The organism is Mesorhizobium sp. WSM1386, from assembly GCF_055901595.1.
This window is the reverse complement of record NZ_CM148373.1, coordinates 1156174-1176928: the sequence shown is the minus strand read 5'-3', so window position 1 is coordinate 1176928 and position 20755 is coordinate 1156174. Positions and strand designations below refer to the sequence as shown.

Below are 20755 nucleotides of genomic sequence, written 5' to 3'. Positions count from 1 at the left end.
CTGAACTTTAGAAAAAGCGCATCAACCGAGCGCGAACCCGACCGCCGCCTCGGCATGGATGCGTGTCGTGTCGAACACCGGAATGTCGAACTCCTGCTGCCCGATCAGCATGGTGATCTCGGTGCAGCCCATGATGATGCTGTCAGCGGCCTCTTCGCGCGCAAGCGTTCGGCCTCGGCGACATAGGCCGCCTTCGAGGTCTCGCTGACAATGCCCTGGCAGAGTTCGTCATAGATGACGCGATGGACCATGTCGCGCCCGGCGGCGTCGGGCACTATCGGTTGCAGTCCGTATTTGTCGGCGAGCCGGCCCTTGTAGAAATCCTGCTCCATGGTGAAGCGCGTCGCCAGCAGCGCCGGGCGCTGCATCCCCACGCGTTTGATCGCCACCGCGGTGGCGTCGGCGATGTGGATCAACGGGATCGACACCGAGGCCTGCACCTGGTCGGCCAGTTTGTGCATGGTGTTGGTGCACAGGAGCAGCCCTTCAGCGCCGCCTGCCTCCAGCTTGCGTGCGGCTTCGACGAGAAGCACGCCGGCGCCCTCCCAGTCGCCATGATGCTGCCGCTCGGCGATCTCGGCGAAGTCGAACGACCAGAGCAGCAGTTTGGCCGAATGCAGCCCGCCAAGACGCTCGCGCACGATCTCGTTGAGCAACCGATAGTAGATGGCGGTCGATTCCCAACTCATGCCGCCCAGAAGGCCAAGGGTTTTCATGGAATCGTTCATTCCTGGCTGATTTGGAGGCAATCTACCGCCGATATCGTCGCCTTACAAAAAACTCTGCGGGTCGATATCGACCTGCACCCGCACCGAGCCGCGCTGCTTCGGCCCGTTGGCCAGCATAGCCCTGATAAAACCTTGCATGTCGGCGCGCCGCTCGCCCTGGATCAGCAGGCGGAAACGGTGGCGGCCGCCAAGCAGGGACAGCGGCGCCTCGGCTGGCCCGAGCACGAACAGGTCCGACGACTCGGGCGCAGCGCGGCGCAGGCCGCGCGCATGGCCTTCGGCTTCGGCTCGCGTCACCGCGCTGACGATGACGCCGGCGAGCCGGCCAAAGGGCGGCAGCGCCGCGCGCTCGCGCTCGGCGATCTCGCGCTCGTAAAACGCCTCGGCGTCACCGGAAACGATTGCCCGCATCACCGGATGGTCGGGCTGGAAGGTCTGCAACAGGCCGAGGCTCTTCTTGCCGGTGCGGCCGGCGCGGCCGGTCACCTGGCTGAGCAATTGGAACGTCCGCTCCGCTGCGCGCGGATCGCCGTTAGCAAGGCCGAGGTCGGCATCGACAACGCCGACCAGCGTCATGTTGGGGAAGTTGTGGCCCTTGGCGACCAACTGCGTGCCGATGACGATGTCGGCCTCGCCATCGGCGATCGCCTCCAGTTCCAGCCGCAGCCGCCGCACGCCTCCCATCAGGTCCGAGGACAAAACGATGGTGCGCGCATCGGGGAAATGCGCGACGACCTCCTCGGCGATGCGCTCCACGCCCGGCCCGCAGGCGACCAGATGGTCGAGCGTGCCGCATTCCGGGCAGGCTTCCGGGCGGCGCTCATTGTGCCCGCAATGGTGGCAGACCAGTTGGCCGCGAAAGCGGTGCTCGACCAGCCAGGCCGAGCAGACCGGGCAGCCGAAGCGATGGCCGCAGACGCGGCACAGCGTCAGCGGCGCATAGCCGCGCCGGTTGAGGAACAAGAGCGATTGCTCCTTCCTCTCCAGCGTCTGGCGCATATGGTCGAGCAGCACCGGCGACAGGAAGCCGCCACGCGCCGGCGGCGCGCGCCGCATGTCGATCGACTTCAGCTGCGGCAGCGCCGCCTCGGCGAATCGAGCCGAGAGAATAGCTCTGGTGTATTTCCCTTGGCTCGCATTGACCCGGCTCTCGACCGATGGCGTCGCCGACGCCAGCACGACTGGGAAACCCCCGATGTGGCCGCGCACCACCGCCATGTCGCGCGCATTGTAGAAAACGCGGTCTTCCTGCTTGTAGGCGGGGTCGTGCTCTTCGTCGACGACGATCAGGCCGAGCTCCTTGAACGGCAGGAACAGCGCCGAGCGCGCGCCGGCGACGACGCGCACAGTGCCCTCAGCCACTTGCCGCCAGACCTTTTCGCGCATCCTTGGCGGCAGGTCCGAATGCCATTCGCCGGGCTTGGCGCCGAAGCGCTGCTGGAAGCGTTCGAGGAAAGCGTGGGTCAGCGCGATTTCCGGCAGCAGGATCAGCACCTGCTTGCCCTGGTCGAGGGCGGCCGCCACCGCCTCGAAATAAACCTCCGTCTTGCCCGACCCGGTGACGCCGTCGAGCAGCGCGACGTTGAAGGTGCCGGCCGCGACATTGGCGCGCAGCATCGATGCCGCGTCATTCTGGTCCGGCATCAGCTCCGGTACGGCATACAGGGAATCAGGCGCGGCCACCACCGGGCGTGGCGGGATCATCACCGTCTCGAACACGCCTTGCGCCTTCAGTCCCTCGATCACCGTCGATGACACGCCGGCGGCATGGGCAAGGCCGGAGCGTGTCCAGGCAAGGCCGCCTTCGGCCACCTCCAGCACCCGCTCCCTGGCACTCGTCATCCGGTCGGGCGCGAGAAGCGTGCGCTGCAGCCCCTCGATCCACGGTTCCGGGTCGAAAGCCTCCGGCGCCCGGAGCAGCATGCGCGCCACCATGCCCGGCGCCGACAGCGTGTACTGCGCCACCCAGTCGACGAAGCGGCGCATCGAACGGTCGATCGGCGGGCAGTCGAACACCTGTTCGATGGGACGCAGCTTTTTCGCGTCGATATTCTCGACCACGCCATCCCAGACGATGCCGGCGACCTGGCGTGGCCCGAGCGGCACGCGCACGATCGAGCCCGGCACGACGCGCATGCCGGCCGGCACGGCATAGGTGTAGGGGCGTTCGGCAGGCATCGGCACCAGCACCGGCGCGGCTGCGACAAAGGGCGAATCTTCGATCATGAGGCGTGACCTTGCCCCGACTTTGGTCTAGATCAAAGGGCAACGCTGAACGTGCCTTCCCAAGCACGCTGAAATCTTCAGGAGACCGCCATGAAATTTTTTGCCGACACCGCCGACATCAAGGAAATCCGTGAGCTGATCGATCTGGGGCTGCTCGACGGCGTCACCACCAATCCCTCGCTGATCCTGAAATCGGGCGGCAAGATCTCCGAGGTCACCAAGCAGATCTGCGACATCGTCGAAGGCCCGGTTTCGGCCGAAGTCGTGGCCACCGAGTACAAGAACATGATGGCCGAGGCCGAGGTGCTGGCCAAAATCGCGCCGAATGTCACCATCAAGGTGCCGTTGACGCTCGATGGGCTGAAGGCCTGCAAGACGATCCGCACCGAAATGAACCGCATGGTCAATGTCACACTGTGCTTCTCGGCCAACCAGGCGCTGCTCGCCGCCAAGGCCGGCGCTTCCTTCATCTCGCCCTTCGTCGGCCGCATCGACGACACCGGCTCGGACGGCATGGAGGTGATCCAGGAGATCCGTCAGATCTACGACAATTACGATTTCCAGACCGAGATCCTGACCGCCTCGGTGCGCACGGTGAACCACGTCAAGCAGGCGGCCCTGATTGGGGCCGATGTCGTCACCGCGCCGCCGGCCACGCTGAAGGCGCTGGTCAACCATCCGCTGACCGACAAAGGCCTCGCCGCCTTCCTCGCCGACTGGGCCAAGACCGGCCAGAAGATCGGCTGAGCGATCCGATATCCGATACCAAAAAGGCCGGGCAACCGGCCTTTTTTATTGACCCTTCGTCGACCTGCCGGTCAATCCGCGCCCTCTTCGTCGGGCGCGGCAACCGGCGGGCGCCGGCCCGTCATGATCTCGCGCTTGCCGACATGGTTGGGCGCGCCGACCAGCCCTTCCTTCTCCATGCGCTCGACCAGGGAAGCGGCGCGGTTGTAGCCGATGCCGAGGCGACGCTGGATGTAGGACGTCGAACATTTCTTGTCGCGCAACACCACCTTGACCGCCTCGTCATAACTGGAATCGCCGTCCTCGGCCGCAACGGATCCCTTGTCGAAGACGGCTCCCTGGTCGCCTTCGTCTTCGTCTTCATCCGCGTCGGCCGTCACCGTTTCCAGATATTCGGGGCGGCCCTGCGCCTTCAGATGCGCCACGACGTGCTCGACCTCCGCGTCGGAGACAAAGGGGCCGTGCACGCGCGAAATGCGCCCGCCGCCCATCATGTGCAGCATGTCGCCCTGGCCAAGCAGCTGCTCGGCGCCCTGCTCGCCCAGGATGGTGCGGCTGTCGATCTTGGACGTGACCTGGAAGGAAATCCGGGTCGGGAAGTTGGCCTTGATCGTGCCGGTGATGACATCGACCGAGGGGCGCTGCGTTGCCATGATCAGATGGATGCCGGCCGCGCGCGCCATCTGTGCCAGGCGCTGGATCGCGCCTTCGATCTCCTTGCCGGCGACCATCATCAGGTCGGCCATCTCGTCGACGATGACCACGATATAAGGCATCGGCGCGAGGTCGATTTCCTGCTGTTCGAAGAGCGGCTCGCCGGTGCCCTTTTCGAAACCAGCCTGAACGGTCATGACGACCGTCTCGCCCTTGTCGCGGGCCTGGGCGGCGCGTTCATTATAGCCGTCGATGTTGCGCACGCCGAGCCGCGCCATCTTGCGGTAACGGTCCTCCATCTCGCGCACCGCCCATTTGAGCGCGGTGACGGCCTTCTTGGGATCGGTGACGACCGGGGTCAGAAGATGCGGGATGCCGTCATAGACGGAGAGTTCGAGCATCTTGGGATCGACCATGATCAGCCGGCATTCTTCCGGCTTCAGCCGATAGAGCAGCGACAGGATCATGGTGTTGATAGCGACCGACTTGCCGGAGCCGGTGGTGCCGGCGACGAGCAGATGCGGCATCTTCGCCAGTTCGGCGATGACGGGCTCGCCGCCGATCGTCTTGCCGAGGCAAAGCGCCAGCTTGCAGCCAGTCTTGCGGAAACCCTGCGATTCGATCAGCTCGCGGAATAGACGGTCTCGCGGGTCTCGTTCGGAAGCTCGATGCCGATGACGTTGCGGCCGGGCACCACGGCGACGCGCGCCGAAATCGCCGACATGGAACGGGCGATATCGTCGGCGAGACCGATGACGCGAGACGATTTGACGCCCGGCGCCGGCTCGAACTCATAGAGGGTGACGACCGGGCCGGGACGAACGTGGATGATCTCGCCGCGCACGCCGAAATCCTCCAGCACGCTTTCCAGGAGATCGGCATTCTGCTCGAGCCGCTCCTGCGACATGTAGAAGCCCTGCCCTTCCGGCGGCTGCTGCAGCAGCTCCTCGGAGGGAAGTTCGTATGCCTCGCCGGTCGTGGACGGCACGATCTTGCCGGCCTTGGGCAGCGGCGAAGAGGCGCGCCCGGCCGGAGCCCGCACGGTCTCCTCCAGGCTTTGCGCGACCTGAACCGGAACGGCTTTGCGCGCGACGGCGGAAGTTGCGATCGCCGTCCGGGCCTGTCGCGGCGCGCTGCTCGCCACCGGCTGGATCTCGGCCTCGTTCGAATTGGCCGGACGGACGTCCGGCAGTGCAGGCGGAGCTTGCAGGCCCGGAAGGCATTCGATGACGCGGAACAGCGAGGTGGGATCGGCCGTGGGCGCGGCGTGGCTGTCGGCCGGTTTGGCGACCACCGGCCCGGCCGGGCGCGGCGCCGGGACGGCTTGCGGCACCGGAGCCTCGACCATATAGGGCGCCATGACCTCGAAAAAGGCGTGATCCGACAGATAGGGCCAGCGCACTCTTTCGCGGTTTGTCACCTTGCCCGGCGCCGCCGTCCCCTGGACCGGAGCCGATACGCGTGACGTTGCGGCCATCCTTGACCCCGCAGGTTCGCCGGTATGCCTTGGCGTAACGGATGTCGGGGCCGAACCCGCCGACCTCTGCAGCACTGCGTCCCGGTTGCCGGCGGTCGAACGGACGGCGTCCAAGACGGGGTTCCGGCTTTTCAGCAATGGTGAAGACGAAGCTGCATGGGATGGCGCGGCCGCGGCGGGCCGAGCGCTTGCTTGCTGCGCCGGTGGGACCGGCGGTTCACTTTGCGCGGCGGCAATCTGGTCGCGCTGCGGATGGCGCGTCTTGGCTTCATAGTCCGGCGTGCGGGTAAACCGCACATTGGGCGCCAGGAAGAAATAGTCTTGCCAGGCTGGGCTTTCGTTGCCGCCAAGATCGACGAAATCACCGGAATTGCCGGCTCCGGCCGCGCGGGGCTGCTGGCCGTCCGCCTTGTCGCTCATGGGGTTGAAACGCTTTATCCCGGGGTCATCGGGCGAAGCTGCCTTCAATGAATTGACCCGGAGAAAACGCCTGGATTCCATGCTCAAGACTCACTCTGAAACGTCTGCTGAGCAATAGGGAGCGAGTGGTTAACAGTTGCTTCCCGTCGGCAGCGCCGGAGCGATAGAAAAGCTGAAAATAGAGATCGGCCCTGGCCGTCGCGAGGCGAGTCGAAGACCAGAATTCACATGCCGTTGGCGGCATCAAGGCCGGTGCGTTTTGCCCGTCCGTGGCTCGGCTTTTGCGTGAAACGAAAAACAGCGTTAGCCAGCCGTCTTGCCGTGCCTGACCAGATCCTGGGCGATGGACAATTGCAGGGCTTCGGCCAGCTCGCGCGCGGCGCGATTCTCGGCGTCGATCTGCGCCCGATACGAGGCAAATTCCTGCCGGGGCCTGTCGAAGGACGAGGTGATCGCCCGCTTGCCGACCGCGATTACGGCGCCGGTTTTCGCATCGGTCAGCGTGTAGCTGGCGGTCAGCGTCACCGAACCGGCGGTCGGCTCGTCCTGATCGGTCTGGACCTGCACCAGCGCGGCCGAATCGACGGCTTCGGTCACGCTGAGACCCAGCGAATAAAGCGGCGAGGCCGGTTCGCCGGCGCCGCGCCCAAATCCGAAGATCAGATTGTTGCGCACCTGCTGGGCATAACGTGAGTTGACCGGCTTGACGGCGATCGACGCCAGTTCGGCGTTTGCGCTTGAGCCCGTGGTCAGCGGCGCGGTCGAATAGAGCGGCCGCACCTGACAGGCCGAAACCAGTGCCAGCGAGCCGACAAGGCCGGCAAGCGCGAGGCGGCGCAGCAAGCGGCTCAGCTCTGTCTTTTCCAGGTCAGGCAACTCAAGGTCAGGCAACGACATTGACGATCCTCTGCGGCACGATGATCACCTTGCGCGGGGCCTTACCTTCGAGCGCTTTCTGCACGAAGTCGAGAGCGAGCACAGCTTTTTCGACCGCACCTTGGTCCGCGTCGCGGGCAATTGTCAAATCCCCACGTTTCTTGCCGTTGACCTGCACCGGATAGGTGACCTCATTGTCGACGACCAGCGCCGGATCGAAGACCGGCCACGGGCGTTCGGCAACCAGATCGGTGCCGCCCAACGCCTCCCAGCACTCCTCGGACAAATGCGGCATCACAGGCGCGATCAGGTGCACCAGGATCTCCACCGCCTGGCGACAGGCGCCTTGCATCGCCGGATCGGCCTTGCCTTCCGCCACGTCGTTGAGCGGCGCGGTCAGCACGTTGGCCAGTTCATAGATGCGGGCAATGGCGCGGTTGAAGGCGAGCTTCTCGATGTCCTCGCCGACCGCCTTGAGTATCTTGTGCGCGGCCTTGGAAACCGCTCCGGCTTCACCATTGTCGGCCGCCGCCGGCTTGACGCCAGCCAGCGTTTCGGCTGCCGTCGATACCAGCCGCCAGATGCGCTGCATGAAGCGATGCGCGCCGGCGGCGCCATCGTCGGTCCATTCGACATCGCGCTCGGGCGGTGAATCCGACAGCATGAACCAGCGCGCCGTATCGGCGCCGTAGCCGTCGGTGATGTCCTCCGGACTGACCGTGTTCTTCTTCGACTTCGACATCTTTTCGAGCGGGCCGATCGTCGCGTCCTCGCCGGTGACGATCTCGATGGCGCGGCGCTTGCCGTCGGCTTCCTCCAGCCGCACCTCGGTTGGCGCCAGCCAGCGACCGTTCGATGCCGACCCGACGCGATAGGTTTCGTGCACCACCATGCCTTGCGTGAACAGACCCTTGAACGGCTCGGCCAGATCGACATGGCCGGTCTCGCGCATGGCGCGGGTGAAGAAACGCGAATAGAGCAGGTGCAGGATCGCGTGCTCGATGCCACCGATATACTGGTCGACCGGCAGCCATTCGTTCGCCGCCTTGGGATCGGTCGGCTCGTGCGCCCAGGGCGCGGTGAAGCGGGCGAAATACCACGACGAATCGACGAACGTGTCCATCGTGTCGGTTTCGCGGCGCGCGTCCTTGCCGCATCGCGGGCACTTCACATGCCGCCAGGTCGGATGACGGTCGAGCGGGTTGCCCGGCCGGTCGAAATCGACATCGTCGGGCAGCTTGACCGGCAGGTCCGCCTTCGGCACCGGCACCACGCCGCAATCCTCGCAATGGATCATCGGGATCGGGCAGCCCCAGTAGCGCTGGCGCGAAATGCCCCAGTCGCGCAGGCGGAAATTCACCTTGCGTTCGGCCATCGGCCGGTTGCCGATCGTCTTCTGCTCCAGGAGCTTCGCCACCTCGTCGAAAGCCTGGTCCGGCTTCATGCCGTCGAGGAAGCGCGAATTGATCATCGCGCCATCGTCGCCATAGGCCACGTCGACGATCTGGAAGGTCGCCTGACTCTCGCCTTCCGGCATCACCACCGGCACCACCGGCAGGCCATATTTGTTGGCGAAGTCGAGGTCGCGCTGGTCATGCGCCGGGCAACCGAAGATGGCGCCAGTGCCGTATTCCATCAGCACGAAATTGGCCACGTAGACAGGCAGCGTCCAGCCGTCGTCGAACGGGTGGACAACGCGGATGCCGGTGTCGAAACCCTTTTTCTCGGCCGTCTCCAGCGCCGCCACCGACGTGCCCATATGGCGGACCTCGTCGATAAACTTCGCCAGCGCCGGATTGGTCTCGGCCGCCTTTTTGGCCAGCGGATGATCGGCGGCGATGGCCATGAAAGAGGCGCCGAAGATGGTGTCGGGTCGCGTCGTGTAGACTTCCAGCTCGTGTTCGCCGGCAATGTCGGAGGCCAAAGGCCATCGGATCAGCAGGCCTTCCGAGCGGCCGATCCAGTTCTGCTGCATCAGCTTCACTTTTTCGGGCCACTCGTCGAGGCCGTCCAGCGAATCCAGCAGGTCCTGGGCGAAGTCGGTGATCTTGAAGAACCATTGCGTCAGCTCGCGCTGTTCGACCAGCGCGCCCGAGCGCCAGCCGCGCCCGTCGATGACCTGCTCGTTGGCGAGCACGGTCATGTCCTCCGGATCCCAGTTGACCTTGGAGGATTTGCGCGTCACCAGGCCCTTCTCGACGAAGTCGAGGAACAGCATCTGCTGGCGGTGATAATAGTCCACGTCGCAGGTCGCGAATTCGCGCGCCCAGTCCAGCGACAGGCCCATGACCTTGAGCTGCTCGCGCATGGTGGCGATGTTCTGGTATGTCCATTCCTTGGGATGGACCTTGTTCTGCATCGCCGCGTTCTCGGCCGGCATGCCGAAGGCGTCCCAGCCCATCGGATGCAGCACGTTGAAGCCCTTGGCCCGCTTGTAGCGCGCCACCACGTCGCCCATCGTGTAGTTGCGGGTGTGGCCGATATGGATGCGCCCCGACGGATAGGGGAACATCTCCAGCACGTAGTATTTCGGACGCGGATCGTCATTGTGCGCTTCGAAAAGCTTCTTGGCAGCCCAGGCCTTCTGCCATTTGGGTTCTGACGCGCGCGGATTGTATCGTTCGGTTGCCATGGGACGTTTTTCACTTAAAAGCATGCACGGACTGCGGGCGAGACGCTCGGCAGTTCAGGGAATGTGGTCCGGGTGTTCACCATGGTTTGGCAAACCCGTCAACCATATGGGCATCGCGTCGGCCAAAAACGCGGGTCAAAACAGCAGGATTTGCATATGGGCGACGCCGTTCAGCAGTTTTTTGCGGTCAAGGCGAAGATCGCCGGGGCCGAGCGCGAGGCTGGCCGCGAAGCCGGGACGGTGACGCTGGTCGCCGTCTCAAAGACCTTCGAGGCCGCCGACATCAGCCCGGTCATCGAGGCCGGCCAGCGCGTCTTCGGTGAGAATCGCGTGCAGGAGGCGCAAGGCAAGTGGCCGGCGCTGAAAGGAGCTTTCCCGGACATCGAGCTGCACCTGATCGGCCCGCTGCAATCGAACAAGGCCAGGGAGGCCGTCGCGCTGTTCGACGTCATCGAGACGGTCGACCGCGAAAAGATCGCCGCCGAACTCGCCAGGGAGATCGCCCGGCAAGGCCACGCGCCAAAGCTCTACGTCCAGGTCAACACCGGTTCGGAACCGCAGAAGGCCGGCATCGAACCGCGTGAGGCGGTGGCCTTCGTCGCGCGCTGCCGCGACGTCCACGGGCTCGCCATCGAAGGCCTGATGTGCATCCCGCCGGCCGACGAGAATCCCGGTCCGCACTTCGCGCTGCTGGAAAAGCTCGGCAAGGAAGCCGGCGTCGCCAAACTCTCGATGGGCATGTCCGGCGACTACGAGACGGCGATCGCTTTCGGCGCCACCAGCGTCCGGGTCGGTTCGGCGATCTTCGGCAGTCGTTAGTCCCGCCCGGCACCAGCACATTTCCTGCTGCCTCACCATGCAAATGCTAGCCAAGCTAGCTAGGAGCATTTCATGAACTGGCACCTTCAGGACGCGAAGAACAATTTTTCCAAGGTGGTTCAGCGTGCGCGAAGCGAGGGACCGCAGACGGTGACGTTGCGCGGCGAGCGTGCCGCGGTAGTGCTCTCCGCCGAGGACTACGACCGTCTCGCTGGAAGGAAAAAATCGCTGGCCGAGTACCTTTTGACAGGTCCTGTCTGGGACGATGATTTCGCCGAAGAGGTCAACCGCCGCCCGAAGACGATGATCCGGGATGTCGATCTCTGATGTATCTGCTCGACACGGACATCGTTTCGGATGTGCAGAGGCGATTGCCCAAGCCGACTGACTGGCTGGCATCGGTGGACCCGGCATCGGTCAATCTCAGCGTCATTACGCTTGGAGAGATCGAGCGTGGGATCACCAAGCTGCGCAAGGCCGAACCCGAAAGGGCAACACGCCTCGATCTGTGGCTGCGAGAGCTTCGGCGGGACAATGCCGACCGTATTCTTGCCGTTACCGAAGATGTCGCGTTGGCTTGGGGCCGTATCACGGCCCGCCGCACAAGAGGCAGCGCCGATACCCTCATCGCGGCAACCGCCCTTGTCCATGATCTTATTCTGGTGACGCGCAACACCGCCGACTTCGATGATACAGGCGTGACGGTGCTCGATCCCTGGAACGTCTAAGCTCGTTCGTCTGCTTTTCGAAGCGTTCCATCTACGCTCACGCGCATTGGGCCAATCTCAAGCGGTCGTTACGCCAGCCGTGGAAACGAAACGTACCGTTCCTATTTGATTAGTGTCATCACAATTCTCCTGGAGCCTTCGCCATGCGTTACAATCAGCTTGGAAATACGGGGATGTTCGTCTCCGAACTTTGCCTCGGCACCATGACCTTCGGCGCCGCCGGCGAAAACGCCCAATGGGGCCTGATCGCCAGCCTCGACCAGAAGGGCGTCAACGAGATCGTCGGCCGCTCGATTGCCGCCGGCGTCAATTTCTTCGACACGGCCGATGTCTACTCCTTCGGTCAATCCGAGCGCTTGCTTGGCCAGTCGCTCAGGGATCTTGGCGTCAAACGCTCGGACGTGGTGATCGCCACCAAGGTCCATGGCGCCATGGGCGACGGGCCGAACCAGCGCGGCTCCTCGCGCGGCCACATCATGGATTCGGTCGATGCCAGCCTCGAACGGCTGCAGCTCGACCATATCGATCTCTATCAGCTGCACGGGACCGACACGGTGACGCCGATCGACGAGACGCTGCGGGCCCTCGATGATCTCGTTGCCAGCGGCAAGGTCCGCTATGTCGGCGTTTCCAACTGGCAGGCCTGGCGCATCGCCAAGGCGCTCGGCATCGCCGACGCCAAGGGCTTTGCCGGCTTCGAGACCATCCAGTCCTATTATTCGATCGCCGGCCGCGACCTCGAACGCGAGATCGTGCCGCTCATCAACGAGGAGAAGCTCGGCCTGATGGTGTGGTCACCGATGGCCGGTGGCCTGCTGTCCGGCAAATACGGCCCCGGCGCGCCCGGCAATGGCGAGGGCCGCCGTGCGTCCTTCAACTTCCCGCCGGTCAACGAGGACCGCGCCTGGGCGGCCGTCGCCGTCATGCGCGAGGTCGCCAGGAAGCATGATGTCAGCGTTGCCACAGTGGCGCTCGGCTATGTCCTGGCCAAGCCTTTCGTGATGAGCGTCATCATCGGCGCCAGCCGCATGGAGCAGCTCGAACAGAACCTTGCCGCCACTGAAGTGAAGCTCGACACCGACGATCTCGCCCGTCTCGACGAGGTCAGCGCGCTGCCGGCGGAATATCCCGGCTGGATGGTCGAACGCCAGGCGGCCGGCCGCCGGCCGGCGCCGTTCACGCCCAAAGCATAACGTGGCCGACGAAGACTATCCCCGGGAGTCGGACGGCTCCCGGGTATCACTTCAGGCCATCCGCACGGTCTCGACCAGAAAATCGAGAAAAGCCCGCACTCTGGCCGGCAGGTGCTTGCCGTGGCCGACATAGACGGCATGTGTCGGTTCGACATCGCCAGGGTTGAAGTCTTCCAGCAGCGGCATCAGCCGGCCGGCGGCAATATCGGGCTCGACATGCCAGCGCGCCAGCCGGGCAATGCCCGCTCCCGCAATCGTCATCAGCCGCATAGCTTCGCCGTCGCTGACCATCGCATTGCCGCTGGCCGGAACCGTGAAGGACGTACCGTCGGTGAACGGCCAACCGTCGCTGTACCGGGCGAAGCCGAAGGCAAGGCAATTGTGACGGTCGAGTTCGGCAGGCAGGCGCGGTGTCCCACGCGCTCCAAGATAGGACGGGGCGGCAACCACCACCATCGGGCTTTGGCCTAGCTTGCGTGCCACCAGCCGTGACTCGCCGAGCTGCCCGGCCCGGATGGCGACATCGGCACGCTCCGCCATCAGATCGATGACGCTGTCGGTCAGCACCAGGTCGACCGATATTTCGGGGTAGCGTTCGAGGAAGCGCGGCAAAAGCGGGATCAGCCGGTGCACGCCGAAGGGCACGTAGGTGTTGACCCGCAGCCGCCCGCGCGGCGCAGCACCCGCCGCCGCCTCGCGCTCGGCCGCCGCCATGTCGGCCAGGATGCGCAGCCCGCTCTCGTAGAACGCGCTGCCTTCCGGCGTCAGCTGCAGCTTGCGCGTCGAGCGGCTGACCAGCCGGGCGCCGAGCCTGGCTTCCAGCCGCGCGATCAGCTTGCTGACCGCGGAGGGTGTCATGCGCAGGTTGCGCGCCGCGGCCGAAAAGCTGCCCGCCTCGACGACGCGCACGAAGACTTCGATCTCGCCGGAGCGGTTGATGTCAGGTCTGGCCATCTGTGAATCTATTTCACAGAAAATATGCCTGGAGCAAGTCTGGTTCACAATGCACGGCAACACGATCTTCCGGGTCGGGCGCGGGTTTGGACAAGGCGCTCGTCATCGCCGAAGTGGGAACCACCATGCCTCTTGCTCTCTACGCCCTCGCCGCCGGTGCCTTCGGCATCGGCGTCACCGAATTCGTCATCATGGGTCTGCTGCTCGACGTCAGCAAAGACCTTGGCGTCTCGATCTCGGCCGCCGGCCAGCTCATTTCGGGCTATGCGCTGGGCGTCGTCATCGGTGCCCCGCTGCTCACCATCGCCACCGGCAATTGGCCGCGCAAGACCGTGCTGCTGGCGCTGATGGCGATCTTCACGCTTGGCAATCTCGCCTGTGCGCTGGCGCCCGACTATTGGACGCTGATGGGCGCCCGCGTCATCACCGCCTTTGCCCACGGCACTTTCTTCGGCGTCGGCTCGGTGGTCGCCACCGGCCTTGTCGCACCCAACAGGAAGGCTTCGGCGATCGCCTTGATGTTCACCGGCTTGACCATCGCCAACATCCTCGGCGTGCCCTTCGGCACCTGGCTCGGCCAGGCCTTCGGCTGGCGCGCGACCTTCTGGGCGGTGACCGCGGTCGGCCTGGCGGCCTTCGCCGTCATCCTGGCCCTGGTGCCGCGCAGCCGGACAGCACCCGAGAAGAGCGATCTGCGCGCCGATCTCGCCGTGCTGCGCCGCACGCCCGTCCTGCTCGGCCTCGCCACCACCGTGCTTGGCTATGCCGGCGTCTTCGCAGTCTTCACCTACATCGCCCCGCTGTTGACCGAGCTCTCGGGCTTCAAGGAAGCGGCGGTATCGCCGATCCTGCTCGTCTTCGGCGGCGGTCTCATCGCCGGCAATCTCGCCGGCGGCAAGGTCGCCGACCGCTGGCTGGTGCCGTCCGTGCTCGGCAGCCTCGTCGCGCTCGCTTTGGTGCTCGTAACCATGAGCTTCGCCATCCACAGCCAGGTGATGGCCGTGATCTATGTCGGTCTGCTCGGTGCCGCCGCCTTCGCCACCGTCGCGCCGCTGCAGATGTGGGTGCTGGAAAAGGCCCAAGGCGCCGGCCAGAGCCTCGCCTCGTCCTTCAACATCGCCGCCTTCAATCTTGGCAATGCCGGCGGTGCATGGCTTGGCGGCGCGGTCATTGCCCACGGCCTCGGCCTTGGCGCGCTCACCTGGGTCGCCGCGTTGCTGCCGGTCGCGGCCCTTGGCGTCGCCGGGCTGGCGCTGCGCCTCGACCGCAGCGCCTCGCTCGGCACGCCTGTCTGCGCCAACTCGTAAGGCTCGCCCGCAATCCGTTTTCGATATCATCAGGAGTAGAAAAATGGACTATCGACCTCTCGGCGCATCGGGCCTGAAAGTGCCCGCACTTTCATTCGGTGCGGGAACCTTTGGCGGCTCCGGCCCACTGTTCGGTGCCTGGGGCAACAGCGACGCCAAGGAAGCGCGCCGGCTGGTCGACATCTGCCTCGAGGCCGGCGTCAATTTGTTCGACACCGCCGACGTCTATTCGAACGGCGCCTCGGAAGAGGTGCTCGGCGAAGCCATAAAAGGCCGCCGCGACGCCGTGCTGATCTCGACCAAGACCTCGCTGCCGATGGGCGACGGACCGGCCGACTACGGCTCGTCGCGTTCGCGGCTGATCAAGGCCGTGGACGCCGCGTTGAAACGTCTCGGCACCGACCACATCGATCTGCTGCAGCTGCACGCCTTCGATGCCGGCACGCCGATCGACGAGGTTTTGTCGACGCTGGACGCGCTCGTGCGCGCCGGCAAACTGCGCTATGTCGGGGTCTCCAACTTCTCCGGCTGGCAAGTGATGAAGTCGCTGGGGGAAGCGGATAAGCATGGCTACCCGCGTTATGTCGCGCACCAGGTCTACTATTCGCTGGTTGGTCGCGACTATGAATGGGAACTGATGCCGCTCGGCCTCGACCAGGGCGTCGGCGCGCTGGTGTGGAGCCCGCTTGGCTGGGGCCGCCTGACCGGCAAGATCCGCCGTGGCCAGCCCCTGCCGGAAACGAGCCGGCTGCACGACACCGCGAGCTTCGGTCCGCCGGTCGAGGACGAGCATCTCTATCGGGTGATGGATGCGCTAGACGCGGTGGCGCAGGAAACCGGCAAGACCGTACCGCAGATCGCCATCAACTGGCTGCTGCAGCGCCCGACCGTGTCATCGGTCATCATCGGCGCCCGCAACGAGGAGCAGCTGCGCCAGAACCTCGGCGCCGTCGGCTGGACGCTGACACCGGAGCAGATGAAAAAGCTCGACGCCGCCAGCGAAGTCACCGCACCCTACCCGTACTTCCCCTACCGACGCCAGGAGGGATTCGCCCGGCTCAACCCGCCGGCGGTGTGATTGCATCGCGATCGTTCGAGGTTTGGCCGAAGCCTTCCGAATTTCGTCATCCTAGGGCGAAGCAGGAGCGAAGCTCCGTCGCGAAGACCCTAGGATCCATGCCGTGACCCCGGCCGTAGAGCGCAGCGGTGCAGAATTCTGCACCGTTAGTATCGTTCAGATGTAACGGCATGGATCCTCGGGTCTGCGCCGCGTCGCTACGCTCCTTGCTCCGCCCGTGGATGACGAAGCGGCGGGGGTTTCCGCCAATCACTAGCGGTCGACAAAATGCCTAGCCACCGCCTAATGCAGCACGAACTCGCCGTCCACCTTGCGCCATTCGTTCGGCGCGATCAGCTTCTGGTGCGTATAGCTGACCGAGTGCAGCGGCCCGTCGAGCTTGGCTTTCCAGAACTCGATGAATTTGATCAGCACCGGAAACTTCGGCGCGATGTCGTAGTCCTGCCAGATAAAGCTCTGCAGCAGATGCGGGTGATCGGGAAAGTGGTACAGAATCTTGGCCGTGGTCAGGCCATAGCCTTTGAGCATCAGGTCCATTTCGGCATGATCGCGCATTGCGGTCCCCCTGGGCGGTCCCTTGTTGATTCTCCTCTCCTCCCAAAGCCGATTGTGCGCGCCGTTGCTTAACCGTCTATTGATTTTTTCTTCATCGAAACCGGCTTTACCACGCGAAAACATGCAGTTAGCAGCGCGCTCGACCGAGTGCTGACAACCTTCCAAAGCCCACCTGCGGCATCCCGCCGCGCGAATCCAACGTCTAATATTGCCGTAACGGCGGAACTGGTAATAATGCCGCCGAATTCGCGGTCGTGTCACCGCGATCCCGCCGGCATTTCAAGCCGGCGGATTGGTTCGGGAGGAAAGTCAGGAATGTCCGAGGTTCATGTCCATCGCGTCCAGCCGGCGTGGAAGAAGAATGCGCTGATCGACAACGATACCTACCTGAAATGGTATGCCGACAGCATCAAGAACCCGGACAAATTCTGGGGTAAGCACGGCAAGCGCATCGACTGGTTCAAGCCCTACAGCAGGGTCAAGAACACCTCCTTCGACGGCAAGGTCTCGATCAAGTGGTTCGAGGACGGGCTGACCAACGTTTCCTACAATTGCATCGACCGCCACCTCAAGAAGCGCGGCAACCAGACCGCCATCATCTGGGAAGGCGACAATCCCTACGACGATAAGAAGATCACCTACAACGAGCTTTACGAGCATGTCTGCCGGCTCGCCAATGTGATGAAGAAGCACGGCGTCAAGAAGGGCGACCGCGTCACCATCTACATGCCGATGATCCCGGAGGCCGCCTATGCGATGCTGGCCTGCACCCGTATCGGCGCCATCCATTCGATCGTCTTCGGCGGCTTTTCGCCGGATGCGCTGGCCGGCCGCATCGTCGATTGCGAATCGACCTTCGTCATCACCGCAGATGAGGGCCTGCGCGGCGGCAAGCCGATCCCGCTGAAGGACAACACCGACAAAGCGATCGACATCGCCGCCAGACAGCATGTGATGGTCAAGAACGTGGTCGTCGTGCGCCGCACCGGCGGCAAGACCGGCTGGGCTCCGGGCCGCGACGTCTGGTACCACGACGAGGTCGCGACGGTGAAGGCCGAGTGCAAGCCGGAGAAGATGAAGGCCGAGGATCCGCTGTTCATCCTCTACACCTCGGGCTCGACCGGCAAGCCGAAGGGTGTGCTGCACACCACCGCCGGCTACCTCGTCTATGTCTCGATGACGCACCAATATGTCTTCGACTACCATGACGGCGACATCTACTGGTGCACCGCCGATGTCGGCTGGGTGACCGGCCACAGCTACATTGTCTATGGCCCGCTCGCCAACGGCGCCACCACGCTGATGTTCGAGGGCGTGCCGAATTACCCATCGCAGTCGCGCTTCTGGGAAGTCATCGACAAGCACAAGGTCAACATCTTCTACACCGCGCCGACGGCGCTGCGCGCGCTGATGGGCGCCGGCAATGACCCTGTGAAGAAGACCTCGCGCAAGTCGCTGCGCGTGCTGGGCTCGGTCGGCGAGCCGATCAACCCGGAAGCCTGGGAGTGGTATTTCAACGTCGTCGGCAACGGCAAGGTGCCGATCGTCGACACATGGTGGCAGACCGAGACCGGTGGCATCCTGATCACGCCGCTGCCTGGCGCCACCGATCTCAAGGCGGGCTCGGCGACGCGGCCTTTCTTCGGCATCAAGCCGCAATTGGTCGACGGCGAAGGCAAGGTGCTGGAAGGGGCGGCCGACGGCAACCTCTGCATCACCGATTCCTGGCCGGGCCAGATGCGCACCGTCTATGGCGATCACGACCGTTTCGTGCAGACCTATTTTTCCACCTACAAGGGCAAGTACTTCACCGGCGACGGCTGCCGCCGCGACGCTGACGGCTACTACTGGATCACCGGCCGTGTCGACGATGTCATCAACGTCTCCGGCCATCGCATGGGCACGGCCGAAGTCGAATCGGCGCTGGTCAGCCATGAGAAGGTCTCCGAGGCCGCCGTCGTCGGCTACCCGCACGACATCAAGGGCCAGGGCATCTACAGCTACGTCACCTTGATGAAGGGTGCCGAACCGACCGAAGAGCTGCGCAAGGAGCTTGTCGCCCATGTCCGCAAGGAGATCGGCGCCATCGCCTCGCCCGACAAGATCCAGTTCGCGCCCGGCCTGCCCAAGACGCGTTCCGGCAAGATCATGCGCCGCATCCTGCGCAAGATCGCCGAGGACGATTTTGCCGCCCTTGGCGACACCTCGACACTGGCCGATCCAGCCGTGGTCGACGACCTGGTCGCCAACCGGCAGAACAAGAAGGGCTGATGCGGGACGCGGCCTTGCTCGGCACTGTCAGCGAACTCTGGCGCTATCCGGCGAGCTCGCTCGCCGGCGAACGCCTGGAGGCGATCTCCGTTGCGCTCGAAAGCATCGAGGGCGACCGCATGTTCGGCCTGGTCGATGCATCCGACAACGAGATCGCCCGGCCGGACCGCGCCGAGAAGTGGCACAAGGCGCCGTTGATCCGCACCCGGTTGAACCCCGCTCGCCAGCTCGAGGTCGCCGTGCCCGACGGCGAATGGCTGCCTGCTCCCGGCGTCGAGAGCGACCGCGCGGTGTCGGCCTATCTCGGCTTCGAAGCCTCGATCCGGCCGTTCGGCCAGGAGAATGCGCCTGACTATTCCGGCCCGTTGACGGCGGAGCGCTACCGCAAGGCGCCGATCCATCTTCTGACCACGGCTTCGCTGGCGCGGCTGAAGGCATTGCATCCGGAGGGCGCCGCCGACCCTCGCCGCTTCCGCCCCAACATCGTCGTCGACATGGCGGCGATCGAAGGTTCGTTTCCGGAGACGGAATGGATCGGCCGCAAGCTCGCGGTCGGCGAATTGCTGCTGACGATTTCCGAACCATGCCGCCGCTGCGGCTTCACCATCATCGCCCAGGACGGCTTCGACAACGATCCCGGCATCCTGCGCAACCTGGTCCGCCACAACGCGCACAATCTCGGGGTATATTGCACGGTCGACAAGCCGGCCAGCATCAAGCTCGGCGACGAGATGCGGTTCGTGTAGTCACCGATAAAGATCCGCCCGCGTCGGCGGCAGACCGCTCGGGCCGCGTGCGCGCTTGGTGACGACGGTCTGGAAGATCTGCGCCGAGGCGCGCTCGAAGGTGATCGAACACCCGGTCAGATAAAGCAGCCACAGCCGCGCCTTGGCCTCGCCGACCTCGGCGATTGCCTCGTCGAAGCGGGCCTGCAGCCGCTCGGCCCACAGCCTGCAGGTGCGGGCATAATGCTCGCGCAAATTCTCGACATCGTAGACGAGAAAACCGTGCGCCTCGAGATTGCCTGTTGTCATGCCGATCGTGTCGAGTTCACCGCCGGGGAAGATATATTTGAGCAATGCCTTGTATTCCGGTCCCTTGCGCAGGGTTTTCTTCATGTCGCCCTTGCTGCGCCTGGTGATGGCGTGATGCAGATAGATGCCGCCCGGCTTCAGCAGCCGGTGGACGGTGGAAAAGTAGGTGGCGTGGTTGGCAATACCCAGATGCTCGAACATGCCGATCGACGATATCTTGTCGAAAGAGCCGGTGAGCTCGGCATAGGATTTGATCTCGATGGTGATCTTGTCCTCCAGCCCCTCGGCGCGGATGCGCTCGCGGGCAAGATCGGTCTGGGCCTGCGACAGCGAGACGCCGTGGCCGACGACGCCGTAATTCTTCGCGGCATGGATCAGCATGGCGCCCCAGCCACAGCCGATGTCGAGCAGCCTTTCGCCCGGTTTCAGCCGGAGTTTCCGGCAGATGTGGTCGAGTTTGTCGGCCTGCGCCTGGTCGATGCCGTTGGCGAAATCCTTGAAGTAACCGCAGCTGTAGACCATGCGCTCGTCGAGGAAGAGCCGGTAAAAGGCATTCGAAATGTCGTAGTGATGCTGGATCGCTTCCTGGCTCGAACCGCTGACATAGGGATTGCGCCCGGACAGATCGGTCCGCGCGCTCATCTGCTTGCGTGACAAAAGCACGGAAGGCAGGTCGCGCAGGATCGCGAGCTTCGGCAGCGACTTGAGCTTGGTCCGCAGCTTGCCTTGCGACGGCAGGGCATAGAAATCGAACAGCGTCCCGTCTTCGATGTCTATGGTCTTGGAAATCCACATCTCGATCAGCGTCGACAAAGACGGTCGCCTCACAACCTGCCAGACGATGTCCTGGTCGTTGACGGTGAGCACCGGCCCGCCGGCGGGGCCGATCCGCTCGCCGGTCCACAGCCTGACGGCAAAACCGGGCTTCAGCGTTTCGATCACCGTTCGAACGACGCGCGCGGCTTTCTCGGTAGCGTCCATGCTCCCTCCCTGCGGCTCGATGACGCGATCTTGTCCATTTGGCGCGCGGATCGCAAGCGCAATGAAATGCCCGCC

The 20755-nt window shown here is 64.3% G+C and carries 15 protein-coding genes and 2 pseudogenes; 9 read left to right on the top strand and 8 right to left on the bottom strand.

The window, feature by feature from the left end; all coding sequences use genetic code 11:
- Positions 1-21: 21 nt before the first annotated feature.
- Together AC0NIH_RS05675 and AC0NIH_RS05670 are read right to left on the bottom strand one after the other, a co-directional pair.
- A pseudogene (locus AC0NIH_RS05675) lies at positions 22-689 on the bottom strand (aspartate/glutamate racemase family protein).
- Between the two features lie 81 nt (positions 690-770).
- On the bottom strand, positions 771-2954 hold the full coding sequence (locus AC0NIH_RS05670) for a primosomal protein N' (protein WP_224686979.1): 2184 nt from the start codon (positions 2952-2954) through the stop codon (positions 771-773).
- 90 nt (positions 2955-3044) lie between these two features.
- Between AC0NIH_RS05670 and fsa the strand changes: the two genes are divergently transcribed.
- Positions 3045-3701: a fructose-6-phosphate aldolase gene (fsa, locus tag AC0NIH_RS05665; protein ID WP_023766039.1), complete on the top strand. Its 657-nt coding sequence runs from the start codon at positions 3045-3047 to the stop codon at positions 3699-3701.
- 71 nt (positions 3702-3772) lie between these two features.
- On the opposite strand, the pseudogene AC0NIH_RS05660 reads toward fsa, so the two are convergent.
- The 3 genes and pseudogenes from AC0NIH_RS05660 to leuS all read right to left on the bottom strand — a co-directional run.
- Positions 3773-5754: pseudogene (locus AC0NIH_RS05660) on the bottom strand (DNA translocase FtsK); the annotation flags it as partial.
- Positions 5755-6555: 801 nt separating this feature from the next.
- Positions 6556-7149: an LPS assembly lipoprotein LptE gene (gene lptE / locus AC0NIH_RS05655; protein ID WP_023766037.1), complete on the bottom strand. Its 594-nt coding sequence runs from the start codon at positions 7147-7149 to the stop codon at positions 6556-6558.
- Positions 7136-9760, bottom strand: coding sequence for a leucine--tRNA ligase (gene leuS, locus AC0NIH_RS05650; RefSeq protein WP_473461044.1), 2625 nt, complete (start codon positions 9758-9760; stop codon positions 7136-7138). Before leuS ends, lptE begins: the two co-directional genes overlap by 14 nt.
- A gap of 156 nt (positions 9761-9916) precedes the next feature.
- Between leuS and AC0NIH_RS05645 the strand changes: the two genes are divergently transcribed.
- From AC0NIH_RS05645 to AC0NIH_RS05630, 4 genes are all read left to right on the top strand, one after another.
- A complete protein-coding gene (locus AC0NIH_RS05645; RefSeq protein ID WP_286438030.1) occupies positions 9917-10579 on the top strand; it encodes a YggS family pyridoxal phosphate-dependent enzyme in 663 nt (220 codons plus the stop codon).
- A 72-nt stretch (positions 10580-10651) separates the two neighbouring features.
- Positions 10652-10906, top strand: coding sequence for a type II toxin-antitoxin system Phd/YefM family antitoxin (locus tag AC0NIH_RS05640; protein ID WP_023766035.1), 255 nt, complete (start codon positions 10652-10654; stop codon positions 10904-10906).
- The gene (locus tag AC0NIH_RS05635; RefSeq protein WP_023766034.1) at positions 10906-11307 is read left to right on the top strand and encodes a type II toxin-antitoxin system VapC family toxin; all 402 of its coding nucleotides are present in this window, start codon (positions 10906-10908) and stop codon (positions 11305-11307) included. Before AC0NIH_RS05640 ends, AC0NIH_RS05635 begins: the two co-directional genes overlap by 1 nt.
- Positions 11308-11450: 143 nt before the next feature.
- On the top strand, positions 11451-12500 hold the full coding sequence (locus AC0NIH_RS05630) for an aldo/keto reductase (RefSeq protein WP_473461040.1): 1050 nt from the start codon (positions 11451-11453) through the stop codon (positions 12498-12500).
- A 51-nt stretch (positions 12501-12551) separates the two neighbouring features.
- Here the strand turns inward: AC0NIH_RS05630 and AC0NIH_RS05625 are convergent, their stop codons facing one another.
- Positions 12552-13454 (bottom strand): LysR family transcriptional regulator, encoded by a 903-nt coding sequence (locus tag AC0NIH_RS05625; protein WP_473461037.1) that lies wholly within the window; start codon positions 13452-13454, stop codon positions 12552-12554.
- A 125-nt stretch (positions 13455-13579) separates the two neighbouring features.
- Between AC0NIH_RS05625 and AC0NIH_RS05620 the strand changes: the two genes are divergently transcribed.
- Together AC0NIH_RS05620 and AC0NIH_RS05615 are read left to right on the top strand one after the other, a co-directional pair.
- Entirely contained in the window at positions 13580-14761 is a 1182-nt protein-coding gene (locus tag AC0NIH_RS05620; RefSeq protein ID WP_473461177.1) for an MFS transporter, read from the top strand.
- 43 nt (positions 14762-14804) lie between these two features.
- The gene (locus tag AC0NIH_RS05615) at positions 14805-15839 is read left to right on the top strand and encodes an aldo/keto reductase (RefSeq protein WP_473461035.1); all 1035 of its coding nucleotides are present in this window, start codon (positions 14805-14807) and stop codon (positions 15837-15839) included.
- A gap of 282 nt (positions 15840-16121) precedes the next feature.
- On the opposite strand, the gene AC0NIH_RS05610 is transcribed toward AC0NIH_RS05615, so the two are convergent.
- Complete coding sequence (locus AC0NIH_RS05610; RefSeq protein WP_023777566.1) at positions 16122-16394, bottom strand: usg protein; 273 nt, start codon at positions 16392-16394, stop codon at positions 16122-16124.
- Positions 16395-16709: 315 nt separating this feature from the next.
- Here AC0NIH_RS05610 and acs point away from each other — a divergent pair, with 315 nt between their 5' ends.
- Entirely contained in the window at positions 16710-18665 is a 1956-nt protein-coding gene (acs, locus tag AC0NIH_RS05605; protein ID WP_473461032.1) for an acetate--CoA ligase, read from the top strand.
- Positions 18665-19411 (top strand): MOSC domain-containing protein, encoded by a 747-nt coding sequence (locus AC0NIH_RS05600; protein ID WP_473461029.1) that lies wholly within the window; start codon positions 18665-18667, stop codon positions 19409-19411. Before acs ends, AC0NIH_RS05600 begins: the two co-directional genes overlap by 1 nt.
- On the opposite strand, the gene AC0NIH_RS05595 is transcribed toward AC0NIH_RS05600, so the two are convergent.
- Positions 19412-20680, bottom strand: coding sequence for a class I SAM-dependent methyltransferase (locus AC0NIH_RS05595; RefSeq protein ID WP_473461027.1), 1269 nt, complete (start codon positions 20678-20680; stop codon positions 19412-19414). It abuts the gene before it with no gap.
- Positions 20681-20755: the final 75 nt, after the last annotated feature.